Raw genomic sequence first — 22,226 nt, forward strand, 5'->3', positions numbered from 1 at the left:
CTCTCAGGAGAATCGTCATGCTGTTTACACAAGAACATGAAGAACTGCGCCGTACGGTCCGCAACTTCGTCGAGAAAGAAATCAATCCGTATGTGGACGAGTGGGAAAACAGCCCGCCCTTCCCTGCCCATGAGCTGTTCAAGAAACTCGGCAACCTGGGCCTGCTCGGCATCAGCAAGCCGGTGGAATACGGCGGCATGGGCCTGGATTACACCTATTCCATCGTGGCCTCGGAAGAATTCGGTGGCATCCGCTGCGGCGGTGTGCCGATGGCCATCGGCGTGCAGACCGACATGGCCACCCCGGCGCTGGCACGCTTCGGCTCAGACGAACTGCGCCGCGAGTTCCTGGCCCCGGCCATCGCCGGCGACATGGTGGCCTCCATTGCCGTGAGCGAACCCCACGCCGGCTCCGACGTGGCCAACATCAAGACCACCGCCCGCAAGGACGGCGATGACTACGTCATCAACGGCACCAAGATGTGGATCACCAACTCGACCCAGAACGATTTCTTCTGTTTGCTGGCGAATACCGGCGACGGTCCGAAACACATGAACAAATCGCTGATCGTCGTACCGAAGAAAACGCCGGGCATTTCAGTCTCCGAACCGCTGAACAAGCTGGGCATGCGCTCCTCGGATACCGCACAGGTATTTTTTGACGACGTGCGCGTACCGCAACGCTACTGCATTGGCCAGGAAGGCATGGGCTTCATGATGCAGATGATGCAGTTCCAGGAAGAGCGCCTGTTCGCTGCCGCCAACAGCCTGCGCGGCATGGACGTGGCGATTGCCGAAACGATCGACTACTGCCGCACCCGCCAGGTGTTCGACATGCCCCTGATCGACAACCAGGTGGTGCACTTCCGTCTGGCCGAGCTGAAATCCGAAGTCGAACTGCTGCGCGCACTGATCTACCAGGCCAGCGAAGAATACGTCAACGGCAAGGACGTGCTGCAAAAAGCCTCCATTGCCAAACTCAAGGCCGGCCGGCTGGCGCGCGAAGTCTACGATAGCTGCCTGCAATACTGGGGCGGCCAGGGCTTCATGTGGGATTCCATGGTGGCCCGTGGCTACCGTGACTGCCGCCTGGGTTCCATCGGCGGCGGTGCCGACGAAATCATGCTCGGCATTATCTGCAAGACCATGGATATCCTGCCGGGCAAGAAAAAGAAATAAGGGCAGCGGCGAGCGGCAAGCTCCGGGACACGAGGAGAGAAAAATGGCATTGCCAGAGACCGAAACATTGTTGCTGGAGCAGGACGGGCCAGTGTTGCATGTGACGCTGAATCGTCCGGAAAGCCGCAACGCAATGAGCCTGGGCATGGTCAACGAACTGATGGCAGTGTTCGATGCCGTCGCGGACGATGACACGGTACGCGCCATAGTATTGCGCGGCACCGGCGGGCATTTCTGTGCCGGCGGTGACATCAAGGACATGGCCGGCGCCCGCGCTCGCGCGGCCGGCGGCGATGCCGATGCCTTTTATGCATTGAACCGCCGCTTCGGCGAGATGATTACCCGCGCCAACGTGCAGCCACAGGTCATCGTCGCTGTGCTGGAAGGTGCCGTGCTCGGTGGCGGCTTCGGCCTGGCCTGTGTATCGGATGTAGCCATCGCCGCCGACGATGCGCAGTTCGGCCTGCCGGAAACCGGCCTCGGCGTGATTCCCGCGCAGATTGCGCCGTTCGTGGTGCAGCGCATCGGGCTCACCCAGGCGCGCCGGCTGGCGCTGACCGGCGCGCGCTTCAACGGCGTCGAAGCCGCCCGTCTCGGCATCGCCCATGAAGCCGTACCCGCCACCGACATCGACACCCGCCTGGCGGACACGCTCAAGCAGATCCGCCGCTGCGCACCGCATGCCAACCGCGTCACCAAACAGCTGGTGCTCAACACCCTGAGCCAACCACTGAGTGACGTACTGGACCAGGCCGCACACGACTTCGCCAGCGCCGTGGCCAGCGCCGAAGGTGCCGAAGGCACCATGGCGTTTGTACAGAAACGACTCCCCCAATGGGCTGAATAACAGTGGGCACACACATGGCCGACAGCACTTCCGTCACCGTTGCTTTTGAAAAGATCCTGATCGCCAATCGCGGCGAGATTGCCTGCCGCGTGATCCGTACCGCGCGCGCCATGGGTTACCGTACCGTGGCGGTTTTTTCCGACGCGGACCGCGACGCCCTGCATGTACAGCTGGCTGACGAAGCGGTTTGTATCGGCCCCGCCACCGTCAGCCAGTCGTATCTGAACATCGACGCGATTCTCGACGCCGCGCGCAAGACCGGCGCCAACGCCGTGCATCCCGGTTACGGATTCCTGTCCGAAAATGCCGACTTCGCCCGCACCTGCGCGGCGGCGGACATTGTCTTTATCGGCCCGCCGGTGGACGCCATTCACCTGATGGGCTCCAAACGCCTGTCAAAAATCGCCATGCAGGACGCTGGCGTGCCCTGCATTCCGGGTTACGAAGGCGCTGAGCAGGATGACGCCACACTGCTGCGCGAAGCGGAACGCATCGGCCTGCCGTTGATGGTCAAAGCCTCCGCCGGCGGCGGCGGCCGCGGCATGCGCGTGGTCACCGATGCGGCCGACCTTCCCGAGCAACTGCGCAGTGCACGCTCGGAGGCGCGCAACGCCTTCGGCAGCGACGAGCTGATTCTCGAGCGCGCGGTGATGCGTCCACGCCATGTTGAAATTCAGGTCTTCGGTGATCATCACGGCAATGTCATTCACCTCGGCGAACGTGACTGTTCCGTGCAGCGCCGCCACCAGAAAGTGGTCGAGGAGGCACCCTCGCCCGCCGTCGATGCCGCCCTGCGCGAACGCATGGGGGCGGCCGCCGTACAGGCAGCAAAAGCCTGCCGGTACGTCGGTGCCGGCACGGTGGAGTTCCTGCTCGCCGACAACGGCGATTTCTTTTTCCTGGAAATGAATACCCGCCTGCAGGTAGAGCATCCGGTCACCGAACTGATCACCGGGCAGGATCTGGTCGCCTGGCAGCTTCGCGTCGCGCGCGGTGAAACCCTGCCGCTGACACAGGAGCAGGTCACGCTCGATGGCCATGCCATGGAGGTGCGCCTGTACGCCGAAGACCCGGCCGCCGGCTTTCTGCCGCAAACCGGTCCGGTATTGCGCTGGGCACCGGCCACTGGCGAGGGTGTACGGATCGACCATGGCCTGCGCGAAGGCTACCGTGTCGGCAGCCACTACGACCCCATGCTGGCCAAGATCATCGCCTGGGGCCCCACCCGCGAGGACGCGCGTCGCCGCCTGATCCGCGCGGTGGAGGACACCTGCCTGCTTGGTGTACAGGACAACCGCCGCTTTCTGGCCGCCATATTGCGCCACCCGGCTTTTGCCGCTGGCGACGCCACCACCGCCTTTATCGGTGACGAGTTCGCGGCGGACAACAGCCTGCAAACCGCCCATCCGACAAGTCGCGACTGGGCAGTCGCAGCAACACTGATCAGTCACGCCTATAGCGGCACGCATACCGCACCCGGCTGGCGCAGTGCCGGTCCGGCGCAGCAGCGCCTGCTGTTGCAGCAAGGCGAACAAAAGCAGGACGTACTGCTGGGCGCACGCCATGGCCACCAGCTGGCCGTCCAGGTCGGCGAGCACACCCATCAGATCATCTACCCGGCCAGGGACGGGCGTATCGATGTGGACGGTGTGCGCTATCCGCTTGTCGCACATCACGACGGTGAAACAATGTGGCTGGCCAGTCACGGTCAGCTCTGGTGTTTCACCGATCGCACGCATGCATTGCCGGAATCCGCCGGCGGCGCCGGCAGCGGCAAGATCCGTGCGCCCATGGACGGCGCCGTGCTGGAAGTGCGCTGCGCGGAAGGTGACCTTGTGCGCAAAGGCCAGGTGCTGGTGTTGCTCGAGGCCATGAAAATCGAACACAGCCTCAAGGCCGATACCGACGGCACTGTCGCGACGGTCAGTGTCAGCGCTGGCGATCAGGTAAAAAGTAAACAGATACTGCTTTCGATAGCGACAGAAGAAGCCGAAACACAGGCCTGAACTTGCTCCGGCTGAGCCGTGCAGTTAAGGTTAGCAGCCCACACAATCAGGCACTGGAGAATTCCTGGCGGGATTCTTCTCCCACCCTTGCCGGCAATCGTTGGCAATGGTGGCCAGGGCATCCACCGGCAGACCGGTGGAGCCTGCCACGGCACTCCGGCGCCGTGGCACGGGCAAGTCAGTGACTGCCCGGTTTTGTCTCTTTTCTGGTGCCCGGAGAAATGGAAGTCACCTCTCCGGGCGTGCACGATTTCAGTACCTAGAATAACGGAGATCCTATGAGCAACGCCGACGTCATTACGTTGCCCAAGCTGCTTGCCCGCTTGCCCATGGTGTTTGCAAACCTGCCCGGCCTCGTCAAAGGGTCCAAGATGGGCAAGTTTTCCGACCCGGACAAACCTATCGGCCTGGGCCTGGCCATCCAGCGGGCCACCGAGATGAACCCCAACGGCGTTGCCGTGATCTACCAGGACACCCAACTGACCTACCGCCAGTTCAATGCCTGGGCCAACCGGATTGCAGACTATCTGTCCTCCATCGGCCTGAAAAAAGGCGACTCCATCGCGGTGGATATCGAGAACCGCCCGGAGCTTCTGGCCACGGTCGTCGGCGCTGCCAAGATCGGTGTCTGCTCGGCGCTGATCAATACTTCCCAGCGCGGCAAGGTGCTGGTTCACAGCTTCAACCTGGTACAGCCGAAAGCAGCCCTGATCGGTGCCGAACTCACCGACGCTATTGATGAAGTGCGCGACCAGCTTGAACTGGCCGCTGACCGCTTCTACTGCTGGGCCGACCAGGACACCCTGGAAGATGCCGGCAGCGTACCGGAAGGCTACCGCAACATCGCCGAGGCGATCCGCGACTGCTCTTCGGAAAACCCGGAACAGGCCAGCCATATCTTCCTGAAAGATCCGTTGTTCTACATCTATACCTCAGGCACCACCGGCCTGCCGAAAGCGGTTGTGTTCAACCACGGCCGCTGGCAGAAAGCCTACGGTGCATTCGGCTTCGCCGCAGTGCGCCTGAACAAGCATGACCGCATGTACTCCACCCTGCCGTTCTATCATGCTACCGGCATGGTGATCAGCTGGGCCTCGGCCATCGCCGCAGGCGCTGGCCTGGTGCTGGCGCGCAAATTCTCGGCCAGCCGCTTCTGGGAAGACGTGCGCAAATACGACTGCACCGCGTTCGCCTACGTAGGCGAGCTGTGCCGCTACCTGAACGAGCAGCCGGGCAAACCGAATGACCGTGACAACCGTGTCCATGTGATCGTCGGCAACGGCCTGCGGCCAAGCATCTGGAAACAGTTCAAGGACCGCTTCGGTATCGAGCGTGTCGTCGAACTGTACGCCTCCTCTGAAGGCAACGTCGCCTTCACCAACGTGTTCAACTTCGACAACACGGTGGGTTTCTCCCCGGTCAGCTATGCCATCGTGAAGTACGACAAGGAACGCGAAGAGCCCATTCGCGGCAACGATGGCTTCCTGATCAAGGTCGGCAAAGGTGAAGCCGGCCTGCTGATCGGCGAAATCACCGACAAGACGCCGTTTGACGGCTACACCGACAAGGAAAAGACAGAGAAATCGATCCTGCGCAACGTGTTCGTCAAGGGCGATGCCTATTTCGACACCGGCGACATGATGCGTGACATCGGCTTCAAGCACGCCCAGTTCGTTGATCGTCTCGGCGACACCTTCCGCTGGAAAGGCGAGAACGTCTCCACCACGGAAGTGGAACAGATTCTTGACGGCGCCGAAGGTGTGGTCGAAACCGTCGTGTACGGGGTGGAAATCCCGAACACCAATGGCCGTGCCGGCATGGCCGAGATACGCCTGGATACCGGGCACGAGCAGTTCGACTTCCAGGCCCTGTGCGACTACCTGCAGCGCGAGCTGCCACCGTACGCGATCCCGGTCTTCCTGCGCATCGCCAACCATCCGGTGGACACCACCGGCACCTTCAAGCACCAGAAGAACAAGCTGAAAGAAGAGAAGTACGATCTGGGCAAGCATGAAGATCCTGTCTATGTCCTGCTGCCAGGTGAGCGCTGTTACCAGCGCCTGACCACCGAGATCCAGCAAGGCATCGACGGCGGCCAGTACCGCTTCTGATCCCGCCCAGGCACACAAGAGCCCTCCCCTGCGGAGGGCTTTTGCGTTTTGCCCCCGTCACAGATGCCTTCAGAATGCCCCCATTGCAGTATCACGCCCCTGCATGACAGGGACTCACGTACACAATCCCGACAACTACTGGATAAAACCTGTCAGAGCGTAACACCTCTGCCACATATCCTGTGGATAACTTTGTGCATAGTTACTGCAAAAGGATTTCGTAACTGCTACCTGTCACTGTCACGAAAAGTGACACTGTCAACCCCGCCAATGGTCAACTCATATTTTTCATAGAGTTATATGCACATATGCAGGCAGTAGATCAGGTTGGCGCCCTAACCTTCGTTCACCTGCCTCGAAACAGACCGCTGTGCACAAGTGCACAAAAAGGGGGCTTCGCTGCAATTCTTTTCCACAGATTCTGTGGACAACTTTGTTGAAAAGCGATGCCTAAAGCCGTGGAACCATGATTAAACAGGCCCCCTCCCCCCTTGACGTTTTTTTGATCGCAAAATGAACCCATTCCCTGGCCACACCACAAACCGTCTGGAAGGAAACGAAAATACGCACTTTGTCGACTGGTTTGCAGGCGTGAATAAACACGGTAGTATCACTTTCGCATAAGACCTCAGTGCCAAAATGGCATCGCCCGTCGGGCGAACACATGGGGCCCGGAAAATGCACCATTGCCATAGCATGGCAACCCACAAGAGAGGCCCAGCCTCCGGGACAGCTTGTGCGCTACAAGCAAATAAAAACCGCTCTTTGGGAGCGGTTTTTTTTTTGCAGCGCGTCGTTGTTCCAAAAAAAAAGGGCCTCAGAGGGTGAGGCCCGGAAAATACACCACTAAGGGGATAGCGGTGTGCGCTACAACATCGTTACCCTTTGCCCTTGGTTTTGCCCTTGCCAGGCTCCGCAGGCGTGGAGTTGGACATTTCATCCAGCGCAGCGGTGAGTTCCTGAACTCGCTGCTGCAGCGCTTCCACTTCGCGCTTGTTGGGAATTCCGAGACGCGACAAGGCCTTGTTCAATCGCTCGTCGAACGCCTTTTCCATCTTTTCCATGGTCTCCCCGGTACGGTTGCGGACGCGCTCCTTGATCTCCTCGACCCGCGATTCGGATTTATCACGGGTCTTGGATTCAAGGTCACGCCCGGTATCGACCAGGGCATCAAAAAATCGGCCACCTTCTTCCTCCGCCTTGGCGAAGGCGCCCAGACCGGCCAGCCATATCTGGTGCGTGTACTTTCGCAGATCAAGGGAGCCCCCACCCAAGCGGATGGATTTGCTCTTGTCCTCTTTCTGCAGATCATCTTGCTTGCGGTCTGACATCACTTATCTCCAGGATGCAATTCCACAAGCCAACGCAGTGCGGAAAACAGAAAACAAAATCAAACAAGTACAACAACAGTGGATCAGCGCAATATCAAAGTGAGCACAGTATAGGAGCGGGCAAGAGAAATCACGCGGAATGTTGTCCTACAATACGACACTGACACCCGCCAATGTCATAAACGGTATCAACGTGGGGGCAGGTCATCATCATCAGGGAGATCCCGGCCATTCTGGCGGGCGCCAAACAGGCCGATTCCCCGGGCAAGGTCCTTTACCGCCTTGCCGCCGGTCACCAGATTCAGCACCCGCCGGCGCAGCCTCTCTTCCAGGTCGGCAGCTCCCTGCTGCAGCCGGTCATCCACCTTCTGCTCCAGCCGGGGGGCAGAATAGAAATGCACGACCAGGAACACCACCGTCAGGGTAATCGCAGAGGACAGCAGCGCCGCCCCGAGCATCCACCAGAACAGCGTCTGCGTATCCATCAGCTCATCCCGAAAACCAGGAACAACTGGATGAAGCCGGCAGCCATGCCAAGCACACCACCGACCAGAATCAGAATCCACTCGTCTTCCTGGAATGCAGGCCGCAACAGGGCCTGGAACTCTTCCGAGGACAGCTCGCACATGCGCTCACGCATGATGCGCTCGACGATGGCCCCGCGTTCACGGTTGAACTGCGGGTCCTCGAAAGGCAGCACCGCCAGGTCGACGGCCTTTTCTTCCACCGCCTTTTTCAGGTCGGCATAGCCTCCCGGCCCGACTGTCAGCTGGGCTGCCGTGCGCACCACCCCGCCTTCCAGCAACGGCCGCATGTGCCGTTTGATCAGCGCCTTGGTCCGGTCGGCACGCGGTCCATTGATCACCTGATACATGATGTTGCGCAGCGTCACCACTTCCGTGGTGGTCAGGCGGGCGAAACTCTCTGCCACATCCTTCTGCCGCTTCAGGAACAGGCCCTGCACCCGGAAAGGCCCTACCCTGACTGGGTTCAATGGCCGGAAAATCACGTTCAGTGCCACCCAGTTGGTGGCGATACCAATGATGAAACCGAACACCGGCATGACCCAGTTACCCGGCAGGTACAGCACGAATGGAATCTGCAGCAGACCGAACAGGAAGCCGAAATAGAAGCCGGAATTGATCACGAAGCGGAACTCCGGATCACCGACTTCACGGAACATCTTCACCATCAATGCGCGGTCTTCTCGCATCTGTGAGCCGATCATGTACTTGAGATCGACCAGCTCTTCGACGTTCTTGCTGATGTCATCGACGATGTTGTCCATCACCTCGGGCACCACACGGCGGGCCCGGTTGTAGACCCGGCGACGCACCAGCAGCGGCAGGTTTTCCCACAGCACTGCGTTGCGCTCGGTCATGACCTCATCGGTGTATTCCTCGATGCGGCTCTGCACACTGCGGGTCAGATGGGCGGCGATCTTTTCCGGCTCCATCTGCTGGAAGAACTCATCGATACTGCCGATCTTGGAGAGCGTCTGGTCGACCAGGATGCCGGACATCTTCTCGGCCTTGGACGGGATAATCCCCTGCCAGCCGAAAAACGGACGGATACCGATGAACTGCAACGGATAGAAGGTCATTTGCACGGCCATCCAGTTGGTGACCCAACCAATGACACCGGCAAGCACAGGGATACTGACATACTTCCAGAAGTCGGGATGCGAAAACATCGATTCCAGCATACCTAAACAGGCTCCCCTTCCCGAGGACACAAACCGGACAGACCGGCGCGGGCATCCTGTCTGCCGTGCAGGCGGCGCCGACTCTCATCGCCCGCTTCCCCCGGCAGCATTTGCGGCGTTGGCGCCGGTGACTCCGGCCAATGACCCGGCCGGGACTGCACGTAGTATAGCTGCATGGACTCCCAAGTTAAGGCATCGGCGCCGGATTTTGCGCCATCTGTGGGTTGATCCGACAAGCTGTGTGTACAATGAAGCCTGATGCACTGAAGCCTCGGGGGGCTCCCGGCAGATAACCATGGAACAACATTCATCATCCGTTACCCGGTTCCTGGTGCTTGGCGCCCTGGAAACCCTGATCAACCAGGCGATCGAGCACGAACCGCGTGCCCGGGACCGGTTGCAGCGCCTGCACGGCACCGCCATCAGAGTTCGCACCGAGCGCCCGCACATGGTGCTTTACGTGCTGGTCTACGAAGACGGCGTGGAAGTGCTGCCGGACTTCGAGGGCTATGTGCATGTGCGTGTCCGCGGCACGCTCGGTGCCGTATTGCAATGGGTCCTGTCTCCCAACGCACCGCTGCCGGAAGAAGACCGTATCCGCATCCTGGGCCCCGAGGACCGTATCGCCCTGCTCAATGCCGCCATCAGCGAATTCAGTCTGTGGGGCGTGGTCCGCAACTGGCTGGATGATCACGTTCGCCTCAACGATCTGCTGACCCTGCTGCGGCGCGAAGATCCGCAATGGCTGAGCCGCCTGCAGGGCCTGCCGGAAAAGATGGACGGCCTGGCCATTGAGCTGGCGCGCCAGCGGTTGCTGCAGGAAGACATTCTCAGCGAACTGCACCAGTTGCGGCATGAGATGCGACGCGCCCGGCGCCTGGACGCCACCTGCATCGTCACAGGGCTGCTGTTGCTGCTCGCGGCGCTCGCCACACTGACCAGCCTGCTGCCGGTCGCTACCGCAATCAGCGCGACCACGCAGGCCCTGCTGCTGGGCAGCCTGGGGCTGACCCTGCTGGTTTCCAGGCTCCTGTCACACTGACCAGGCGCCTGTCTCACTCCTTCGGCCGGCGACGGCCGAACAGTTGCCCGAGACGATCTTCAACAATCTCGACACTGGTGCGGGCAATGTTGCGCGTGGTGCCCTGCAGCACTTCGCGGGTCGGCAGCGAGGTCACGCCGTCCACGATCCCGCGCCGCACCGCTTCTTCAACCTTGGCCGCCATCAGGTCCGCCGCCTGCTCTGCCTGTTCACGCAACAGCGTTTCCAGATCCTGCGCCACCCTGGGCCGCACGTGCAGATTCATCCATAGTGCCACCGCCAGCAGCGTACACATGGACGACATTACTGCGGTCACCGCCACCATCAGCCAGTTCATTACGTCATCTCCCAGAGCTCACCGCGTGCCACACCATCATTGATACAGGGCACCGGCCCTACAGGACAAGCATCACTGACCGTGCAAAAAACACCTGCCGGATATGGCGGCGCATTATGCGCACAAGCCTGCCAGCCGCCAATGGCTGATGGGCAACCGTATATCGGTTTGTGGTGCCAATCCCGGTTGCGCTGACGCGCGGATCGTTACCGCATGCTGTTGCTTTGTTAAGAGCTGAAACCGCCTCTGGTTGCCGGGGCCAGCGCTGATTATCCTCTGAGGCTGCCCATTCATGGGGCGAAGAAATCATCACTCACGGTCTGATGAAAAGGCCTCAGAATGAGCACATCCATTCCGTCGGGCACACGCCTGCGCATGTTCGATCAGGCACTGACCCGGCAGATCGCCTTTTGCCTGCGGCGCGGCCTGCCGCTGCACCTGCTCGCCATTGAACTGACCAATTTTCCAGTGCTTGCCAATGTCTATGGCCACGCACTGACCCGTCGCATGCAGCAACGCCTGACACAGGAAATTGATCGACTGAAACGTGCAGAAGACTGGCAATGCGCCTGGGGTGACGGGCGCATGGTGTTCTCGCTGCCGGACACTTCCGCACGCGGCACGCGCCATCTCGCCCAACGGCTGGCGCAGCAACTGGGCCAGCACAGTTTCCGCTACAACGGCGACACGCTGCGCTTTACGGTACGCCTTGGCCTGCACAGTGTGGCCCCGCAGCGTGACGCAGACCTGCGCCAGGACAGCCGCAAACTGATCATGCGCACACTGCACACAGCCTGCCACGGCGCCGAGCCGGTCAACCTCAGTGCCGCGATGCAGCAAGCCCTCGGTCAACCCGACGCGACCTACGATGCGCCGGTGCCGGCAACCAACCCGGACGGTGCACCCGATACCCGGCAATTGCGCGCCATGATGCGTCGCCTGAGCGAACAACAACGCCTGAGCCTGGTGGACGAACTGTTATTGGCGTCGACACGGGCCTGACGGCGACGGGCCTCGCAGGAGGCCCGAATGAGAGGAAAAAATCCCGGGGTCGCAGGGTGAGCAGAACGAATGCGACACCCACCCCGCCGAGCAGTCTTTCAGGTAGCACTTGTGCAGAATCAAAAACCTTCCAGCACAATCTTGCCGCGTGCCTGATGCGCTTCCATCACCGCATGGGCACGGCGCAGATTTTCGGCATTGATGACACCATAGTGATCCGCCACGGTGGTGCGCAGCACACCCTGCTCCACCAGTTCCGCCACTTTCATCAGGATACGGTGCTGCTCGATCTGATCATCGGTCTGGAACAACGAGCGCGTGTACATGAATTCCCAGTGCAGCGACAGGCTCTTGCGCTTGAGCTTGCGCACATCCAGTTGCAGCGGATCATCGATCAGCGCCAGCTTTCCCTGCGGTCGCAGTGCGTCGACAATCTGGTCGATATGCTCATCGGTGTGCGTCAGGCTGGCGACATAGTCCACGTCACTGACACCGATCTGCGACAGGCCCTCGGTCAGCGGCTTGCTGTGATCAATGACCTTGTGTGCGCCGAGGCTGAGCACCCAGTCACGGGTGGCATCGCGTGACGCGGTGCCAATCACTGTCAGTTCGGTAAGCTGTCGTGCCAATTGCACCAGCACCGAGCCAACACCCCCACTGGCACCGACCACCAGCAATGTCCTGCCGTGGCCCTTGCCCTGCTGCACACCGAGCCGGTCAAACAGCAATTCCCAGGCCGTGACGGTAGTCAACGGCATGGCGGCCGCCTCGGCCATGCTCAGGTTGTCCGGCGCGCGCCCGACAATGCGTTCGTCCACGCACTGGTATTCGGCATTGGTGCCCGGCCGGGTCACATCGCCGGCATACCAGACCTTGTCGCCGGGACGAAACAGACTCACGTCGCGGCCCACGGCTTCCACCACGCCGGCGGCATCCCAGCCAAGCACCTTGAAGTCACCAGCCTCGGGGGCGGTGTTCAGGCGTATCTTGGTGTCCACCGGGTTCACCGCGATGGCACTCACTTTCACCAACAGGTCTCGCGGGCCGGGTTGCGGCACATCAAGCGTGATGTCCTGCAATGAGGACGGGTCATCGATCGGCAGTGATTTCCGGTATCCAACGGCTTTCATGGTTTCCTCCCGGGGGTCAGGGTTTTTCCGCGATCACGACGGCGCGGCGCGGCGCCGGATAGCCCTCGCGGGTCAGGGTGCTGTCCTGCGGGTCAAGAAAATCCGCCAGGGACTGAAAACGCATCCAGGGCGTGGCGCGCTGTTCCTCCAGCGTGGTCACCGCCTCGTCCACCACCCGCACATCGCGAAAACCACAGCGGGTCAGCCACAGCACCAGCATGGCAGCGCTGGGCAGAAAATACACATTACGCATGGCGGCGTAGCGGTCCGCAGGCATCAGTACACGCTGCGCGTCACCCTCAACCACCAGTGTTTCCAGCACCAGTTCACCGCCGGGGCGCAACGCCGATTTCAGTTCCAGCAGGTGGTCCAGCGGCGAGCGGCGGTGGTACAGAACCCCCATGGAAAACACGGTATCAAAGGCTTCCACGCCCGGCGAGAGTTCTTCCAGCCGCACCGGCGACAACCATACCGGCGCCTCCGGCAGATAGCGGCGCACCGCCAGGAACTGCATCAGGAACAGCAGCGTCGGGTCGATGCCCAGCACAAACGATGCGCCCTCGCCCCGCATGCGCCAGCAGTGATAACCCGAACCACAGCCCACATCCAGCACACGCCGGCCGGCCAGCGGTGCCAGGTGCGGCAGCACACGCTGCCATTTCCAGTCCGAACGCCATTCGGTGTCAATATGCAGGCCGAAGAACGAAAACGGCCCCTTGCGCCAGGGCATCAGGCCAGCCAGTGCCGTTTCCAGCTCCACCATCCCCGTGGCCGGCAGGCTGCCAGGCTCACCAATTTGCAGCGTATCAGTCTTCAACTCGACCGGCGCCGGGCCAGGAGGCAGGCGTGCCAGCGATGACTGCCAGGCTGGCAGGTCGCCGTGCGGTGCCTCGACCAGCCGTTGCCGGGCCAGCACACCACTTTCGGTATCCCAGGGAGAAAGAGCGGCAGCCGCCAGCGCGGCCTGCAAGGCGTCAACGTAGGCGTGCATCAGCGAATCGCCACCAGCGACAGGAAATTGAAGCAACGAAACCAGACATGCACACGGCTGAAGCCGGCCTGTGTCAGGCGCGCTTCATGGGCCGCGAGCGTTTCCGGAATCAGCACGTTTTCGATCGCCGTGCGCTTCTGGCTGATTTCCAGATCGCTGTAGCCATTGTTGCGCTTGAAAGCATGGTGCAGCGCCTGTTGCAGGGCGTCTTCCTCGTCATCGGGGAAGCGGATTTTTTCCGACAGTACCAGAATATCACCGGGGCTGAGTGCATCGGCGATACGCTGAATGAGCGCGTCGCGATCTTCCAGGGGTACAAACTGCAAAGTGAAGTTGAGCACCACCACGGAGGCGTTCTCCAATACCGTGGTGCGCACGTCCTCGCAGCGCTGTGTGACCGGTACGAGAGGCACTTCCGAGGCCAGAATCGTGGCAGCCTGCTCCACCATGGCCGGCGAATTGTCCACGGCGATGATCTCGCAATCCCGGTGCGGCACCAGCTTCGCCATGGCCAGCGTCGCCGCGCCCAGCGAACTGCCCAGGTCATACAGGCGTGTGCCAGGCCTGGCATAGCGCGCGGCAAACACCCCTATCATGTCGATCATGGTGCCGTAACCCGGCACCGAACGGCGAATCATGTCGGGGAAGACGCGCGCGACCTGTTCGTCAAAACAGAAACGGGCAACTTCATCGCGGGCCTGGGCGTAGAGATCGTCTTTCATGAACTGTCCGGAAGTGTCGGGCCGGAACACACGGCCGTCGCAGTGCAACAAGATGCGCACATTTTAACCCAATGCGGCCCACACCCCTAACGGCAGGCCAGGCCACGGCGGAAAAACAAAAAGGCCGGTCATCGCTGACCGGCCTTCATGTTCTGGATATCAAACTGGTCGGGACGGAAGGATTTGAACCTTCGACCCCTTGCACCCCATGCAAGTGCGCTACCAGGCTGCGCTACGCCCCGAAAATCTGCTTCGAGCCAGGCTCGAAGCGGCGGGAATCATAACGGATTCCTGCCGGTATGAAAACAATAACGAAATGATGTGTTCAGGCACGCAGGACGTCGAGCACATCTTCCAACTCGACGATCATCTGCCGGATCAGCTGGTGATAATGGGTGGCCTGCTCGCCGTTGGCACCTTCGGTGAGCTGCTGGCGCGCACCGCCGATGGTGTAGCCCTGGTCGTACAGCAGGCTGCGGATCTGGCGGATCATCAGCACGTCCTGGCGCTGGTAGTAGCGGCGGTTGCCACGCCGCTTCACGGGCTTGAGTTGCGGGAATTCCTGTTCCCAGTAACGCAGCACATGCGGCTTCACATCGCACAGGTCGCTGACTTCGCCGATGGTGAAGTAGCGCTTGCCGGGAATCGCAGGGAGCTGGTCGTTATTGCTTGGTTCCAGCATAAGCTTCAACTCGTTGTTTTAGTTTCTGCCCCGGACGGAAGGTCACGACGCGACGCGCAGTGATGGGGATTTCCTCGCCTGTCTTGGGGTTGCGGCCCGGCCGCTCACTCTTGTCGCGCAGATCGAAATTGCCGAAACCGGAAAGCTTCACCTGGATGTTATTTTCCAGGGCACGGCGGATTTCCTCGAAGAACATTTCCACCATTTCCTTGGCTTCCCGCTTGTTCAGGCCCAGTTCCTCGAACAGCCTTTCAGCCATATCTGCCTTGGTCAGCGCCGCCATCGACAATCCCTCGAATCATTCTCTTAAAGACGCGTTAAATTCTTGTTTTAGCTGGGATACTACCCCCGCTATAAGGTCGCTGATTTCAGCCTCCCTAAGGGTGCGCGAACGCTCCTGGAAGGTCAAGCCCAGGGCCAGGCTCTTACGGCCTTTTTCAATTCCATCCCCTTGATATACGTCGAAAAGCCGGACCTCGCGCAGGCGCGCGTCACAGGCATTGCGTACCGCCTCCAGCAAGGCACCGGCAGGCACCTCTTCCGGCACCACAAAGGCCAGGTCACGACGCACTGCCGGCTGATCGGACAGTTCGGAGAACTTCGGCACTTTTGCCTGCTCAATCGCCGCCTTTCGCAGCTCGAACAGATAGATATCCTTCGGCAGGTCAAGCTTCGCGGCCAGCGCCGGATGCAGCCGCCCGAGCCAGCCGGCCTCTTCGCCATCAAGGCTGATGCGGGCGCTCTGGCCAGGGTGCAGCACGTCGTTGTCGGCCGCTTCAAAGCGGAAGCCTGTGCGGCCACCGGCGGCCAGCAGCGCTTCCACATCTGCCTTGACGTCGAAAAAGTCGGCCTTGCGGGCCTTGTCGTCGAAATGTTGCGGACGGGCATTGCCGTATACCAGACCGGCCAGCATCGGCTCCTGCAGCAGCGCATCACCGCCCTGTGGCACGAAGCGCAGCCCCTGTTCGAACAGGCGCAGGCGCGCCACCTGGCGGTTCAGGTTGCGCTGGGCCGTGGTCAGCAAGCCGGCCCACAGCGTGGTGCGCATCACCGCCAGCTCGCTGGAGATCGGGTTGGCCAGCGCCAACGGCGGCAATGACGGCGCCAGGGCCTGCTGCATGGCCGGGTCGACGAAGGTATAGGTGATGGCTTCCAGATAGCCCCGGGCGCACATCAGGTCTGACAGGTGGCGGGCCGACAGCAGTGTTTCGGTCTGCGCTGCGCCGCCGCCCTGAATGGCGGGCAACCGGCTGGGCAGACGGTCGTAGCCGTATACGCGCGCGAGATCTTCCACGAGGTCCTGCTCGATGGCCATGTCGAAGCGCCAGCTTGGCGCCCGCACAGTCCACTGCCCTGCCCCGGTCTCGTTGATATGCATGCCCAGGCGCTCAAGGATATCGGCGATATCGCTCACCGGCAGGGCTATGCCCAGCAGTGCCTCCACGCGCCCGGCACTCAGGGCGATCTCCGCCGGTTGCGGCAGGTGTGCCCCGGAAGCCACTTCGGTGACCGGCCCGGCCTGACCGCCGGCAATGTCCAGGATCAACGCCGTGGCACGCTCCATCGCCAGCGCCTGCAATGCCGGGTCGACGCCCCGCTCGAAGCGGTGTGAGGAATCCGTGTGCAGGCCATAGCTGCGCGCCTTGCCGGCAATGGCCAGCGGAGCGAAAAACGCAGCCTCCAGGAACAGGTCGCGGGTGGCGTCGGTGACGCTGCTGCCGGCACCGCCCATGACACCGGCCATGGCAATGGGGCCAGAGGCATCGGTGATCAGCAGGCTGCCGTCGCGCAGGGTGATTTCCTGGCCGTCGAGCAGCGCCAGTTTTTCTCCTTCGCGGGACAGGCGCACATCAACAGCACCGTTCAATTTGCCCAGGTCGAAGGCGTGCATCGGCTGGCCGAGTTCCAGCAGCACATAGTTGGTGACGTCCACCACCGGATCAATCGGACGCAAGCCGGCCCGGCGCAGCCGCTCGACCATCCACAGCGGTGTTTGCGCAGCAGGGTTGATACCCCGGATGACACGCCCCAGGTAGCGCGGGCACGCCTCCGGCGCGGACACGGTGACCGGGAAGGTGTCGTCCAGAGTCGGCGGCACCGGCGCAATGGCCGGCTCGTTGAACGGCACGCGGTTCAGCACGCTGACCTCGCGCGCGATGCCACGCACGCTGAGGCAGTCGGCGCGGTTCGGGGTCAGGTCCACCTCGATGATGTTGTCATCCAGGCTCAGGTACTCGCGAATATCCGTGCCCACCGGCGCGTCGGCCGGCAGTTCCAGCAAGCCGTCGATCAGGTCTTCCAGACCCAGTTCGGAGGCACCGCAGAGCATGCCTTCGGACGGCTGGCCACGCAGTTTGGCGGACTTGATGCGGAAATCACCTGGCAGCACGGCGCCGACGCGGGCGAACGGCACACGCAGGCCGGGGCGCACATTCGGCGCGCCGCAGACCACCGGGAAGGTGCCGCTGCCATCAAACACCTGGCACAGGGTCAGCTTGTCGGCATCCGGGTGCGGTGCGGTCTCGCGCACCTCGGCCACCACCACGCCGGTAAAGGGCGCCGCTGCCGGTTCGACACCGTCCACTTCCAGGCCGGCCATGGTGAGCTGATGCATCAGCGCCCCGGTGTCCAGTGCCGGATTGGCCCACTCTCTCAGCCAGGATTCATTGAAACGCATTGCTACCTCGATCCCTGTTCCGCAGCGCGCACGGATGCGCCGCTGTCATTTATCTCCACCGCCCTGGGACGGCGTGCTAAAAAAGCCGCTTGATCGTCTCAGGCAAACTGGCTGAGGAAGCGGACGTCGTTCTCGAAGAACATGCGCAGGTCATTGACGCCATAACGCAGCATGGCAAGACGCTCAATGCCCATGCCGAAGGCGAAGCCACTGTACTGCTCCGGATCGACCCCGCCGTGGCGCAGCACTGTCGGGTGCACCATGCCGCAGCCCATCACCTCCAGCCAGCCAGTCTGCTTGCACACACGGCAACCATTGCCGCCGCAATGCGTGCAGCCGATATCCACTTCGGCGGACGGCTCGGTGAACGGGAAATAGGACGGACGGAAACGCACCGCCAGATCGTCCACTTCAAAGAAGGCGCGCAAAAACGCCGCCACTGTGCCGCGCAGATCGGCAAAGGTAATGTTCTGATCCACCAGCAGCCCTTCCACTTGGTGGAACATGGGGGTGTGGGTCAGGTCGGAGTCGCAGCGGTACACCCGGCCCGGTGCGATGATGCGGAACGGCGGCTTGCCGTTTTCCATCACACGAATCTGCACCGGCGAGGTGTGCGTGCGCAGCAGACGGCCGTCACCGAAATAGAAGGTGTCGTGCATGGCGCGCGCGGGGTGGTGGCCGGGAATATTCAAGGCTTCGAAGTTGTGGAAGTCGTCTTCCACTTCCGGGCCTTCGGCGACGTCGTAGCCGAGGCCGGCAAAGAAGTCCTCGATGCGACGACGTGTACGGGTGACCGGGTGCAAATTGCCGGGCAGTTCGCCACGGCCCGGCAGCGTCACGTCCACGCGCTCGCCCGCCAGTTGCGCGTTCAGCGCTGCCTGCTCCATCGCCTCGCGACGATTCTCCAGTGCCTGCTGCACGGCATCACGCGCTTCATTGATCAATGCACCGGCCTGTGGGCGCTCTTCGGCAGACAACTTGCCCAGGCCTTTCAGCAACTGGCTGATCTCGCCCTTCTTGCCGAGATAATTGACCCGCACTTCATCCAGCGCGCGCAGGTCTGCGGCAGCGTCCACCGCGTCCAGCGCGGCGCGGGTCAATGTCTCCAGGTTTTCCATGCGTGTTCTCCGGCCTGATCAGGCACTCCCCCGCTAACGGGCTTGAATAGGGCATCAATACTGCACGCGGCCGGTGACGGAGTGAAGGCCGCATTGCACAAATAAAAAAACGGGGGAAGAGCGCGAGCTCTTCCCCCGTTTTGGGTCGCCGGGCAAACCCGGCGACGTGTCATGCACTCATGCGCAGACGATCAGGCGGCGAGGCTCGCTTTGGCCTTTTCGGCCAGCGCACCAAACGCCACGGCATCGCGCACGGCCAGATCGGCCAGCACTTTGCGGTCGATGTCGATGGCCGCTTTCTTCAGGCCGTCGATCAGGCGGCTGTAGGACAGACCGTTGGCACGTGCACCGGCGTTGATACGCACGATCCACAGGCGACGGAACTGACGCTTGCGCGCCTTGCGGTCACGGTAGGCATACTGGCCGGCCTTGATGACCGCCTGGATAGCTACACGATAGACACGGCTGCGGGCGCCATAATAGCCCTTGGCCTGCTTGAGGATTTTCTTGTGCCGGCGACGGGCCTGCACACCACGCTTTACTCGAGCCATTTCAGTTCTCCAAAAACCGTTTCAGTTATCCAGCGTTAGGAATGCAGGGCTCAGACGCCCGGCAGCATGCGCTTCACCAGCGCGATATCCGAAGCATGCACTTCGGTCTTCGGCCGGAGCTGACGAATCCGCTTGGCGGATTTCTTCGTCAGGATGTGGTTTTTGAAAGCCTGCTTGCGCTTGAAACCGGAGGCGGTTTTCTTGAAACGCTTGGCTGCCCCGCGGTTTGATTTGATCTTCGGCATTGTTCAGTTCTCTTAAGCTGCGTTACGTTGGCTCAAGCAACCGGGAATTCGGTCACTTGTTTTTCCGCTGGGGCGCGATAACCATGATCATCTGTCGGCCTTCCATGTTCGGACGCTGCTCGACATTACCCCACTCGGCGAGATCCGCTTCCACGCGCTGGAGCAGTTGCAGCCCCAGTTCCTGGTGCGCCATCTCGCGGCCACGGAACCGTACGGTTACCTTGGCCTTGTCCCCTGCCTCGAGAAAGCGCACCAGGTTGCGAAGTTTCACCTGGTAGTCGCCTTGGTCGGTGCCGGGGCGGAATTTCATTTCCTTCACCTGGGTCTGGCGCTGCTTCTTGCGCCCTTCTTTCGCCTTTTGTTTCAGGTCGAACAGGTGTTTGCCGTAATCCATGATTCGGCAGACCGGTGGCTCCGCGTCGGGCGAAATTTCCACCAGGTCGAGATCTTTGGACTGGGCTGCCGCCAGCGCCTCCTCCAGACTCACCACACCCACCTGATCACCGTTTTCATCGATCAGGCGAACGTTCTCCAGTTGGATCTGGTCGTTAATGCGGGCGCGTTTATCACCGCCCTTGCCAGCACTTTTAATGGTGGCTACCTCCGGTTCATCTTTCTTCGTCGGCGCAAGCCCTGCTGCCTGCAGCGCTCGTGGCACCGACCCTTCAGCCATTTTCGGCTGACCGCGAATTGTATAGAGCACCCTGCCGCGAGACAAGCCCCAGACAACCGCTAATCACTTGTTTTTACGAGCTTTGCGATGGCGCTACGCCAGCGCCAGAATCAGCGGGAAGGGACTGCGGAAGGACGTACTGTGAAAACTGGTAGGCACGAGTGGACTCGAACCACCGACCCCCACCATGTCAAGGTGGTGCTCTAACCAACTGAGCTACGTGCCTGTTACGAGGGCGCTATTCTACAGCCGGGCAGCGGGCTGTCAAACGATTTCAACCACCTGATTTGACGTGATTTACCGCCCCGGTACGCGGGCAGCAAAACGGTCCAGGTCGCGAATGAACGCGGCCTGCACGTCGCTGATCAGCCTGGTCAGGTCAGCCATGCCAGCCTCGTCCGGAATCAGGCGGTCGCTGACGATGCGCATGCCGAGCCGCACCATGAAGTTGTCCAGCGCCTCGAAAGCGCCACTGGCCTGGAGCTCCGCCAGCTCCCCCGGCCCGGGCTGACGGAAGCGCGCCTTGCCGCTGATGCCCTCACCCTCGTTGCCTTGCGCTGCCACAGTCAGGAAATCGATGGCGAGCTGATCGATGGAGCGCGGCAGCACGAAGTTGATCACCCCGGCCGGCATGATGCCCAGCGCCTTGCCGCTGGTCCGCACCGCCGGGATATCCGTCAACTGGCCGGTTATCAGGGCACCGTCAGGGGTCGGCTGGTAGGCAATATCGCCTCGCAGGCCGGTGACTTCGGCCAGGATGCCGTAGATCTCGATCCAGGCATCCACATCCACCCGCAGGCGCCGCGCGCTGCCGTCCAGGTGCGGGCGAGCCCCCGCCACCGGCTTGCCGTTCAGGGTCGCGACCGGCTGGCCGTCGCGCAGCAGCATGGTCAGTTCGGCGCGCTGGGTGGCGGAGTTCACCAGGATGCGGGCCACTTCGCCGTATTCATCGCCGATGCTGATATCAAGTCTGAGGATGGTGCCAAGCCGGTCCAGGTAGGCGCGCAGTGCCGGGTAATGACGCGCCATGCGCTGGCCATTGACCCGCACCGAGGCATCCACCTGCCGGTCAGGGTCACCCGGCTGGCCTGCCACCACCAGCCGCTCGATCTCACCCAACCCGGCCGCCAGTTCCCAGATGGCCGGATAGGCTGCCCAGAGCGGTGCCAGCGCATCCACTTCATGGGCTCCCAATGTGGGGCTCATTCCCCAGACGCGGGCACGGTATTCCCCTTCCGGCAGGGCGCGCTCGAAGTCGGCGTCTCCACCGCCCATCAACCGCAACACGTCCTGGCTGGCAGCCAGCACGGAGGACCAGCGCATGGGGCCCAGGCCCAGGCGGGCCTCTCCGCGCAGCAGATAGTGGGTACCGTGGGGTTGATCGCTCATTTCCCGCGAGCGGACCCGCAGCAGCATATCTCCCAGGGGAAAGGTGGCACCGCCAGCCAGTCCGGGCGCCGGCTGTTTTCGGGGCGGCCCAACGTAGTAGTGATCCCCGGCCGCCACGTTGTGCAACAACAGTTCGCGCTCATCACCTGACCGCTTTTCCGGCAGCAGGCGATGAAAGCCGCGCAGATCAAAGCGCTCCAGCGAGGCACGCAACTGGTCAAGGAAATCGCGGGTGTCATCGTGATATTCGATGTGATGCACCAGCAGGTCGCGCAAGGCGGCATAGTCGTACATGCGCGCCACTGCCACCTGCGGGTCACCGTTGCCGGCCAGGATCACGGGCGGGCGCCAGGCCCGCTCCATCACGGCATCCGGCACGGCCTGTTGTGCCTGGGCACTGTGCAGACAGGACAGCAGCACCGCACTCCACAGCCAGAATCTCCGCATGGCAAACCTCCCTGTCTGATATAGGGCCGCTATGTCCCCTGA

General features: G+C 61.7%; 21 protein-coding genes and 2 tRNA genes. 6 read left to right on the top strand and 17 right to left on the bottom strand.

Annotated features, from left to right (window positions below):
* Window positions 1-17: 17 nt before the first annotated feature.
* The 4 genes from S7S_RS10375 to S7S_RS10390 all read left to right on the top strand — a co-directional run bounded on the left by S7S_RS10375 (window position 18) and on the right by S7S_RS10390 (window position 6,142).
* Entirely contained in the window at window positions 18-1,178 is a 1,161-nt protein-coding gene (locus S7S_RS10375) for an acyl-CoA dehydrogenase family protein (protein WP_008735211.1), read from the top strand.
* Between the two features lie 43 nt (window positions 1,179-1,221).
* Window positions 1,222-2,025, top strand: a complete 804-nt coding sequence (locus S7S_RS10380) for an enoyl-CoA hydratase/isomerase family protein (RefSeq protein ID WP_008735209.1) — start codon at window positions 1,222-1,224, stop codon at window positions 2,023-2,025.
* Between the two features lie 14 nt (window positions 2,026-2,039).
* Window positions 2,040-4,031 (top strand): acetyl/propionyl/methylcrotonyl-CoA carboxylase subunit alpha, encoded by a 1,992-nt coding sequence (locus S7S_RS10385; protein ID WP_008735206.1) that lies wholly within the window; start codon window positions 2,040-2,042, stop codon window positions 4,029-4,031.
* Between the two features lie 278 nt (window positions 4,032-4,309).
* Window positions 4,310-6,142 (top strand): long-chain-acyl-CoA synthetase, encoded by a 1,833-nt coding sequence (locus tag S7S_RS10390; RefSeq protein ID WP_008735204.1) that lies wholly within the window; start codon window positions 4,310-4,312, stop codon window positions 6,140-6,142.
* An 878-nt stretch (window positions 6,143-7,020) separates the two neighbouring features.
* Here S7S_RS10390 and S7S_RS10395 read toward each other — a convergent pair.
* The 3 genes from S7S_RS10395 to S7S_RS10405 form a co-directional block, all read right to left on the bottom strand.
* Window positions 7,021-7,473 carry a phasin family protein gene (locus S7S_RS10395; RefSeq protein WP_008735202.1) on the bottom strand — a complete coding sequence of 151 codons (453 nt, stop codon included), beginning with the start codon at window positions 7,471-7,473 and terminating at the stop codon, window positions 7,021-7,023.
* Between the two features lie 188 nt (window positions 7,474-7,661).
* Window positions 7,662-7,958: a hypothetical protein gene (locus S7S_RS10400; RefSeq protein ID WP_008735195.1), complete on the bottom strand. Its 297-nt coding sequence runs from the start codon at window positions 7,956-7,958 to the stop codon at window positions 7,662-7,664.
* Entirely contained in the window at window positions 7,958-9,178 is a 1,221-nt protein-coding gene (locus tag S7S_RS10405) for a DUF445 domain-containing protein (protein ID WP_008735194.1), read from the bottom strand. Before S7S_RS10405 ends, S7S_RS10400 begins: the two co-directional genes overlap by 1 nt.
* Window positions 9,179-9,473: 295 nt before the next feature.
* Between S7S_RS10405 and S7S_RS10410 the strand changes: the two genes are divergently transcribed.
* On the top strand, window positions 9,474-10,220 hold the full coding sequence (locus tag S7S_RS10410) for a hypothetical protein (RefSeq protein ID WP_008735193.1): 747 nt from the start codon (window positions 9,474-9,476) through the stop codon (window positions 10,218-10,220).
* 13 nt (window positions 10,221-10,233) lie between these two features.
* On the opposite strand, the gene S7S_RS10415 is transcribed toward S7S_RS10410, so the two are convergent.
* Window positions 10,234-10,557, bottom strand: coding sequence for a hypothetical protein (locus tag S7S_RS10415; protein WP_008735192.1), 324 nt, complete (start codon window positions 10,555-10,557; stop codon window positions 10,234-10,236).
* Window positions 10,558-10,896: 339 nt separating this feature from the next.
* Here S7S_RS10415 and S7S_RS10420 point away from each other — a divergent pair, with 339 nt between their 5' ends.
* Window positions 10,897-11,559 carry a diguanylate cyclase gene (locus S7S_RS10420; RefSeq protein WP_008735190.1) on the top strand — a complete coding sequence of 221 codons (663 nt, stop codon included), beginning with the start codon at window positions 10,897-10,899 and terminating at the stop codon, window positions 11,557-11,559.
* Window positions 11,560-11,678: 119 nt separating this feature from the next.
* Here S7S_RS10420 and S7S_RS10425 read toward each other — a convergent pair whose 3' ends face one another.
* The 13 genes from S7S_RS10425 to S7S_RS10485 all read right to left on the bottom strand — a co-directional run bounded on the left by S7S_RS10425 (window position 11,679) and on the right by S7S_RS10485 (window position 22,184).
* Window positions 11,679-12,689 (bottom strand): zinc-binding alcohol dehydrogenase family protein, encoded by a 1,011-nt coding sequence (locus S7S_RS10425; protein WP_008735188.1) that lies wholly within the window; start codon window positions 12,687-12,689, stop codon window positions 11,679-11,681.
* Window positions 12,690-12,705: 16 nt separating this feature from the next.
* Window positions 12,706-13,680 carry a tRNA 5-methoxyuridine(34)/uridine 5-oxyacetic acid(34) synthase CmoB gene (gene cmoB, locus S7S_RS10430; protein ID WP_008735186.1) on the bottom strand — a complete coding sequence of 325 codons (975 nt, stop codon included), beginning with the start codon at window positions 13,678-13,680 and terminating at the stop codon, window positions 12,706-12,708.
* On the bottom strand, window positions 13,680-14,402 hold the full coding sequence (gene cmoA, locus S7S_RS10435) for a carboxy-S-adenosyl-L-methionine synthase CmoA (RefSeq protein ID WP_052269239.1): 723 nt from the start codon (window positions 14,400-14,402) through the stop codon (window positions 13,680-13,682). Before cmoA ends, cmoB begins: the two co-directional genes overlap by 1 nt.
* Window positions 14,403-14,567: 165 nt before the next feature.
* A tRNA-Pro gene (locus tag S7S_RS10440) sits at window positions 14,568-14,644 on the bottom strand.
* 83 nt (window positions 14,645-14,727) lie between these two features.
* The gene (locus S7S_RS10445) at window positions 14,728-15,084 is read right to left on the bottom strand and encodes a MerR family transcriptional regulator (RefSeq protein WP_008735173.1); all 357 of its coding nucleotides are present in this window, start codon (window positions 15,082-15,084) and stop codon (window positions 14,728-14,730) included.
* Window positions 15,065-15,367: an integration host factor subunit alpha gene (gene ihfA / locus S7S_RS10450; protein WP_008735171.1), complete on the bottom strand. Its 303-nt coding sequence runs from the start codon at window positions 15,365-15,367 to the stop codon at window positions 15,065-15,067. Before ihfA ends, S7S_RS10445 begins: the two co-directional genes overlap by 20 nt.
* Before the next feature lie 15 nt (window positions 15,368-15,382).
* The gene (pheT, locus tag S7S_RS10455; RefSeq protein WP_008735169.1) at window positions 15,383-17,761 is read right to left on the bottom strand and encodes a phenylalanine--tRNA ligase subunit beta; all 2,379 of its coding nucleotides are present in this window, start codon (window positions 17,759-17,761) and stop codon (window positions 15,383-15,385) included.
* A 98-nt stretch (window positions 17,762-17,859) separates the two neighbouring features.
* Window positions 17,860-18,879: a phenylalanine--tRNA ligase subunit alpha gene (gene pheS, locus S7S_RS10460; protein ID WP_008735166.1), complete on the bottom strand. Its 1,020-nt coding sequence runs from the start codon at window positions 18,877-18,879 to the stop codon at window positions 17,860-17,862.
* A 191-nt stretch (window positions 18,880-19,070) separates the two neighbouring features.
* Window positions 19,071-19,430 carry a 50S ribosomal protein L20 gene (gene rplT / locus S7S_RS10465; protein ID WP_008735165.1) on the bottom strand — a complete coding sequence of 120 codons (360 nt, stop codon included), beginning with the start codon at window positions 19,428-19,430 and terminating at the stop codon, window positions 19,071-19,073.
* Window positions 19,431-19,480: 50 nt separating this feature from the next.
* Complete coding sequence (gene rpmI, locus S7S_RS10470) at window positions 19,481-19,675, bottom strand: 50S ribosomal protein L35 (RefSeq protein ID WP_008735164.1); 195 nt, start codon at window positions 19,673-19,675, stop codon at window positions 19,481-19,483.
* 52 nt (window positions 19,676-19,727) lie between these two features.
* Window positions 19,728-20,348, bottom strand: a complete 621-nt coding sequence (gene infC / locus S7S_RS10475; RefSeq protein WP_082027688.1) for a translation initiation factor IF-3 — start codon at window positions 20,346-20,348, stop codon at window positions 19,728-19,730.
* A gap of 149 nt (window positions 20,349-20,497) precedes the next feature.
* Window positions 20,498-20,574: transfer RNA gene (locus S7S_RS10480), tRNA-Val, on the bottom strand.
* Between the two features lie 71 nt (window positions 20,575-20,645).
* Complete coding sequence (locus S7S_RS10485; protein WP_008735162.1) at window positions 20,646-22,184, bottom strand: hypothetical protein; 1,539 nt, start codon at window positions 22,182-22,184, stop codon at window positions 20,646-20,648.
* Between the last annotated feature and the right edge of the window lie 42 nt (window positions 22,185-22,226).

Origin of the sequence: Isoalcanivorax pacificus W11-5, from assembly GCF_000299335.2 — a bacterium.
Lineage (GTDB): Bacteria > Pseudomonadota > Gammaproteobacteria > Pseudomonadales > Alcanivoracaceae > Isoalcanivorax > Isoalcanivorax pacificus.

Excerpts from the sequence above, each read along its gene's own strand:
- S7S_RS10385 (WP_008735206.1), top strand. The coding sequence starts at position 2,040 with ATGGCCGACAGCACTTCCGTCACCGTTGCTTTTGAAAAGATCCTGATC.
- S7S_RS10405 (WP_008735194.1), bottom strand. The coding sequence starts at position 9,178 with ATGCTGGAATCGATGTTTTCGCATCCCGACTTCTGGAAGTATGTCAGT.
- S7S_RS10380 (WP_008735209.1), top strand. The coding sequence starts at position 1,222 with ATGGCATTGCCAGAGACCGAAACATTGTTGCTGGAGCAGGACGGGCCA.
- S7S_RS10420 (WP_008735190.1), top strand. The coding sequence starts at position 10,897 with ATGAGCACATCCATTCCGTCGGGCACACGCCTGCGCATGTTCGATCAG.
- S7S_RS10390 (WP_008735204.1), top strand. The coding sequence starts at position 4,310 with ATGAGCAACGCCGACGTCATTACGTTGCCCAAGCTGCTTGCCCGCTTG.
- cmoB (WP_008735186.1), bottom strand. The coding sequence starts at position 13,680 with ATGCACGCCTACGTTGACGCCTTGCAGGCCGCGCTGGCGGCTGCCGCT.
- rplT (WP_008735165.1), bottom strand. The coding sequence starts at position 19,430 with ATGGCTCGAGTAAAGCGTGGTGTGCAGGCCCGTCGCCGGCACAAGAAA.
- infC (WP_082027688.1), bottom strand. The coding sequence starts at position 20,348 with ATGGCTGAAGGGTCGGTGCCACGAGCGCTGCAGGCAGCAGGGCTTGCG.
- S7S_RS10485 (WP_008735162.1), bottom strand. The coding sequence starts at position 22,184 with ATGCGGAGATTCTGGCTGTGGAGTGCGGTGCTGCTGTCCTGTCTGCAC.
- ihfA (WP_008735171.1), bottom strand. The coding sequence starts at position 15,367 with ATGGCGGCGCTGACCAAGGCAGATATGGCTGAAAGGCTGTTCGAGGAA.
- S7S_RS10395 (WP_008735202.1), bottom strand. The coding sequence starts at position 7,473 with ATGTCAGACCGCAAGCAAGATGATCTGCAGAAAGAGGACAAGAGCAAA.
- S7S_RS10400 (WP_008735195.1), bottom strand. The coding sequence starts at position 7,958 with ATGGATACGCAGACGCTGTTCTGGTGGATGCTCGGGGCGGCGCTGCTG.
- rpmI (WP_008735164.1), bottom strand. The coding sequence starts at position 19,675 with ATGCCGAAGATCAAATCAAACCGCGGGGCAGCCAAGCGTTTCAAGAAA.
- S7S_RS10425 (WP_008735188.1), bottom strand. The coding sequence starts at position 12,689 with ATGAAAGCCGTTGGATACCGGAAATCACTGCCGATCGATGACCCGTCC.
- S7S_RS10375 (WP_008735211.1), top strand. The coding sequence starts at position 18 with ATGCTGTTTACACAAGAACATGAAGAACTGCGCCGTACGGTCCGCAAC.
- pheT (WP_008735169.1), bottom strand. The coding sequence starts at position 17,761 with ATGCGTTTCAATGAATCCTGGCTGAGAGAGTGGGCCAATCCGGCACTG.
- S7S_RS10445 (WP_008735173.1), bottom strand. The coding sequence starts at position 15,084 with ATGCTGGAACCAAGCAATAACGACCAGCTCCCTGCGATTCCCGGCAAG.
- cmoA (WP_052269239.1), bottom strand. The coding sequence starts at position 14,402 with ATGAAAGACGATCTCTACGCCCAGGCCCGCGATGAAGTTGCCCGTTTC.
- S7S_RS10410 (WP_008735193.1), top strand. The coding sequence starts at position 9,474 with ATGGAACAACATTCATCATCCGTTACCCGGTTCCTGGTGCTTGGCGCC.
- S7S_RS10415 (WP_008735192.1), bottom strand. The coding sequence starts at position 10,557 with ATGAACTGGCTGATGGTGGCGGTGACCGCAGTAATGTCGTCCATGTGT.
- pheS (WP_008735166.1), bottom strand. The coding sequence starts at position 18,879 with ATGGAAAACCTGGAGACATTGACCCGCGCCGCGCTGGACGCGGTGGAC.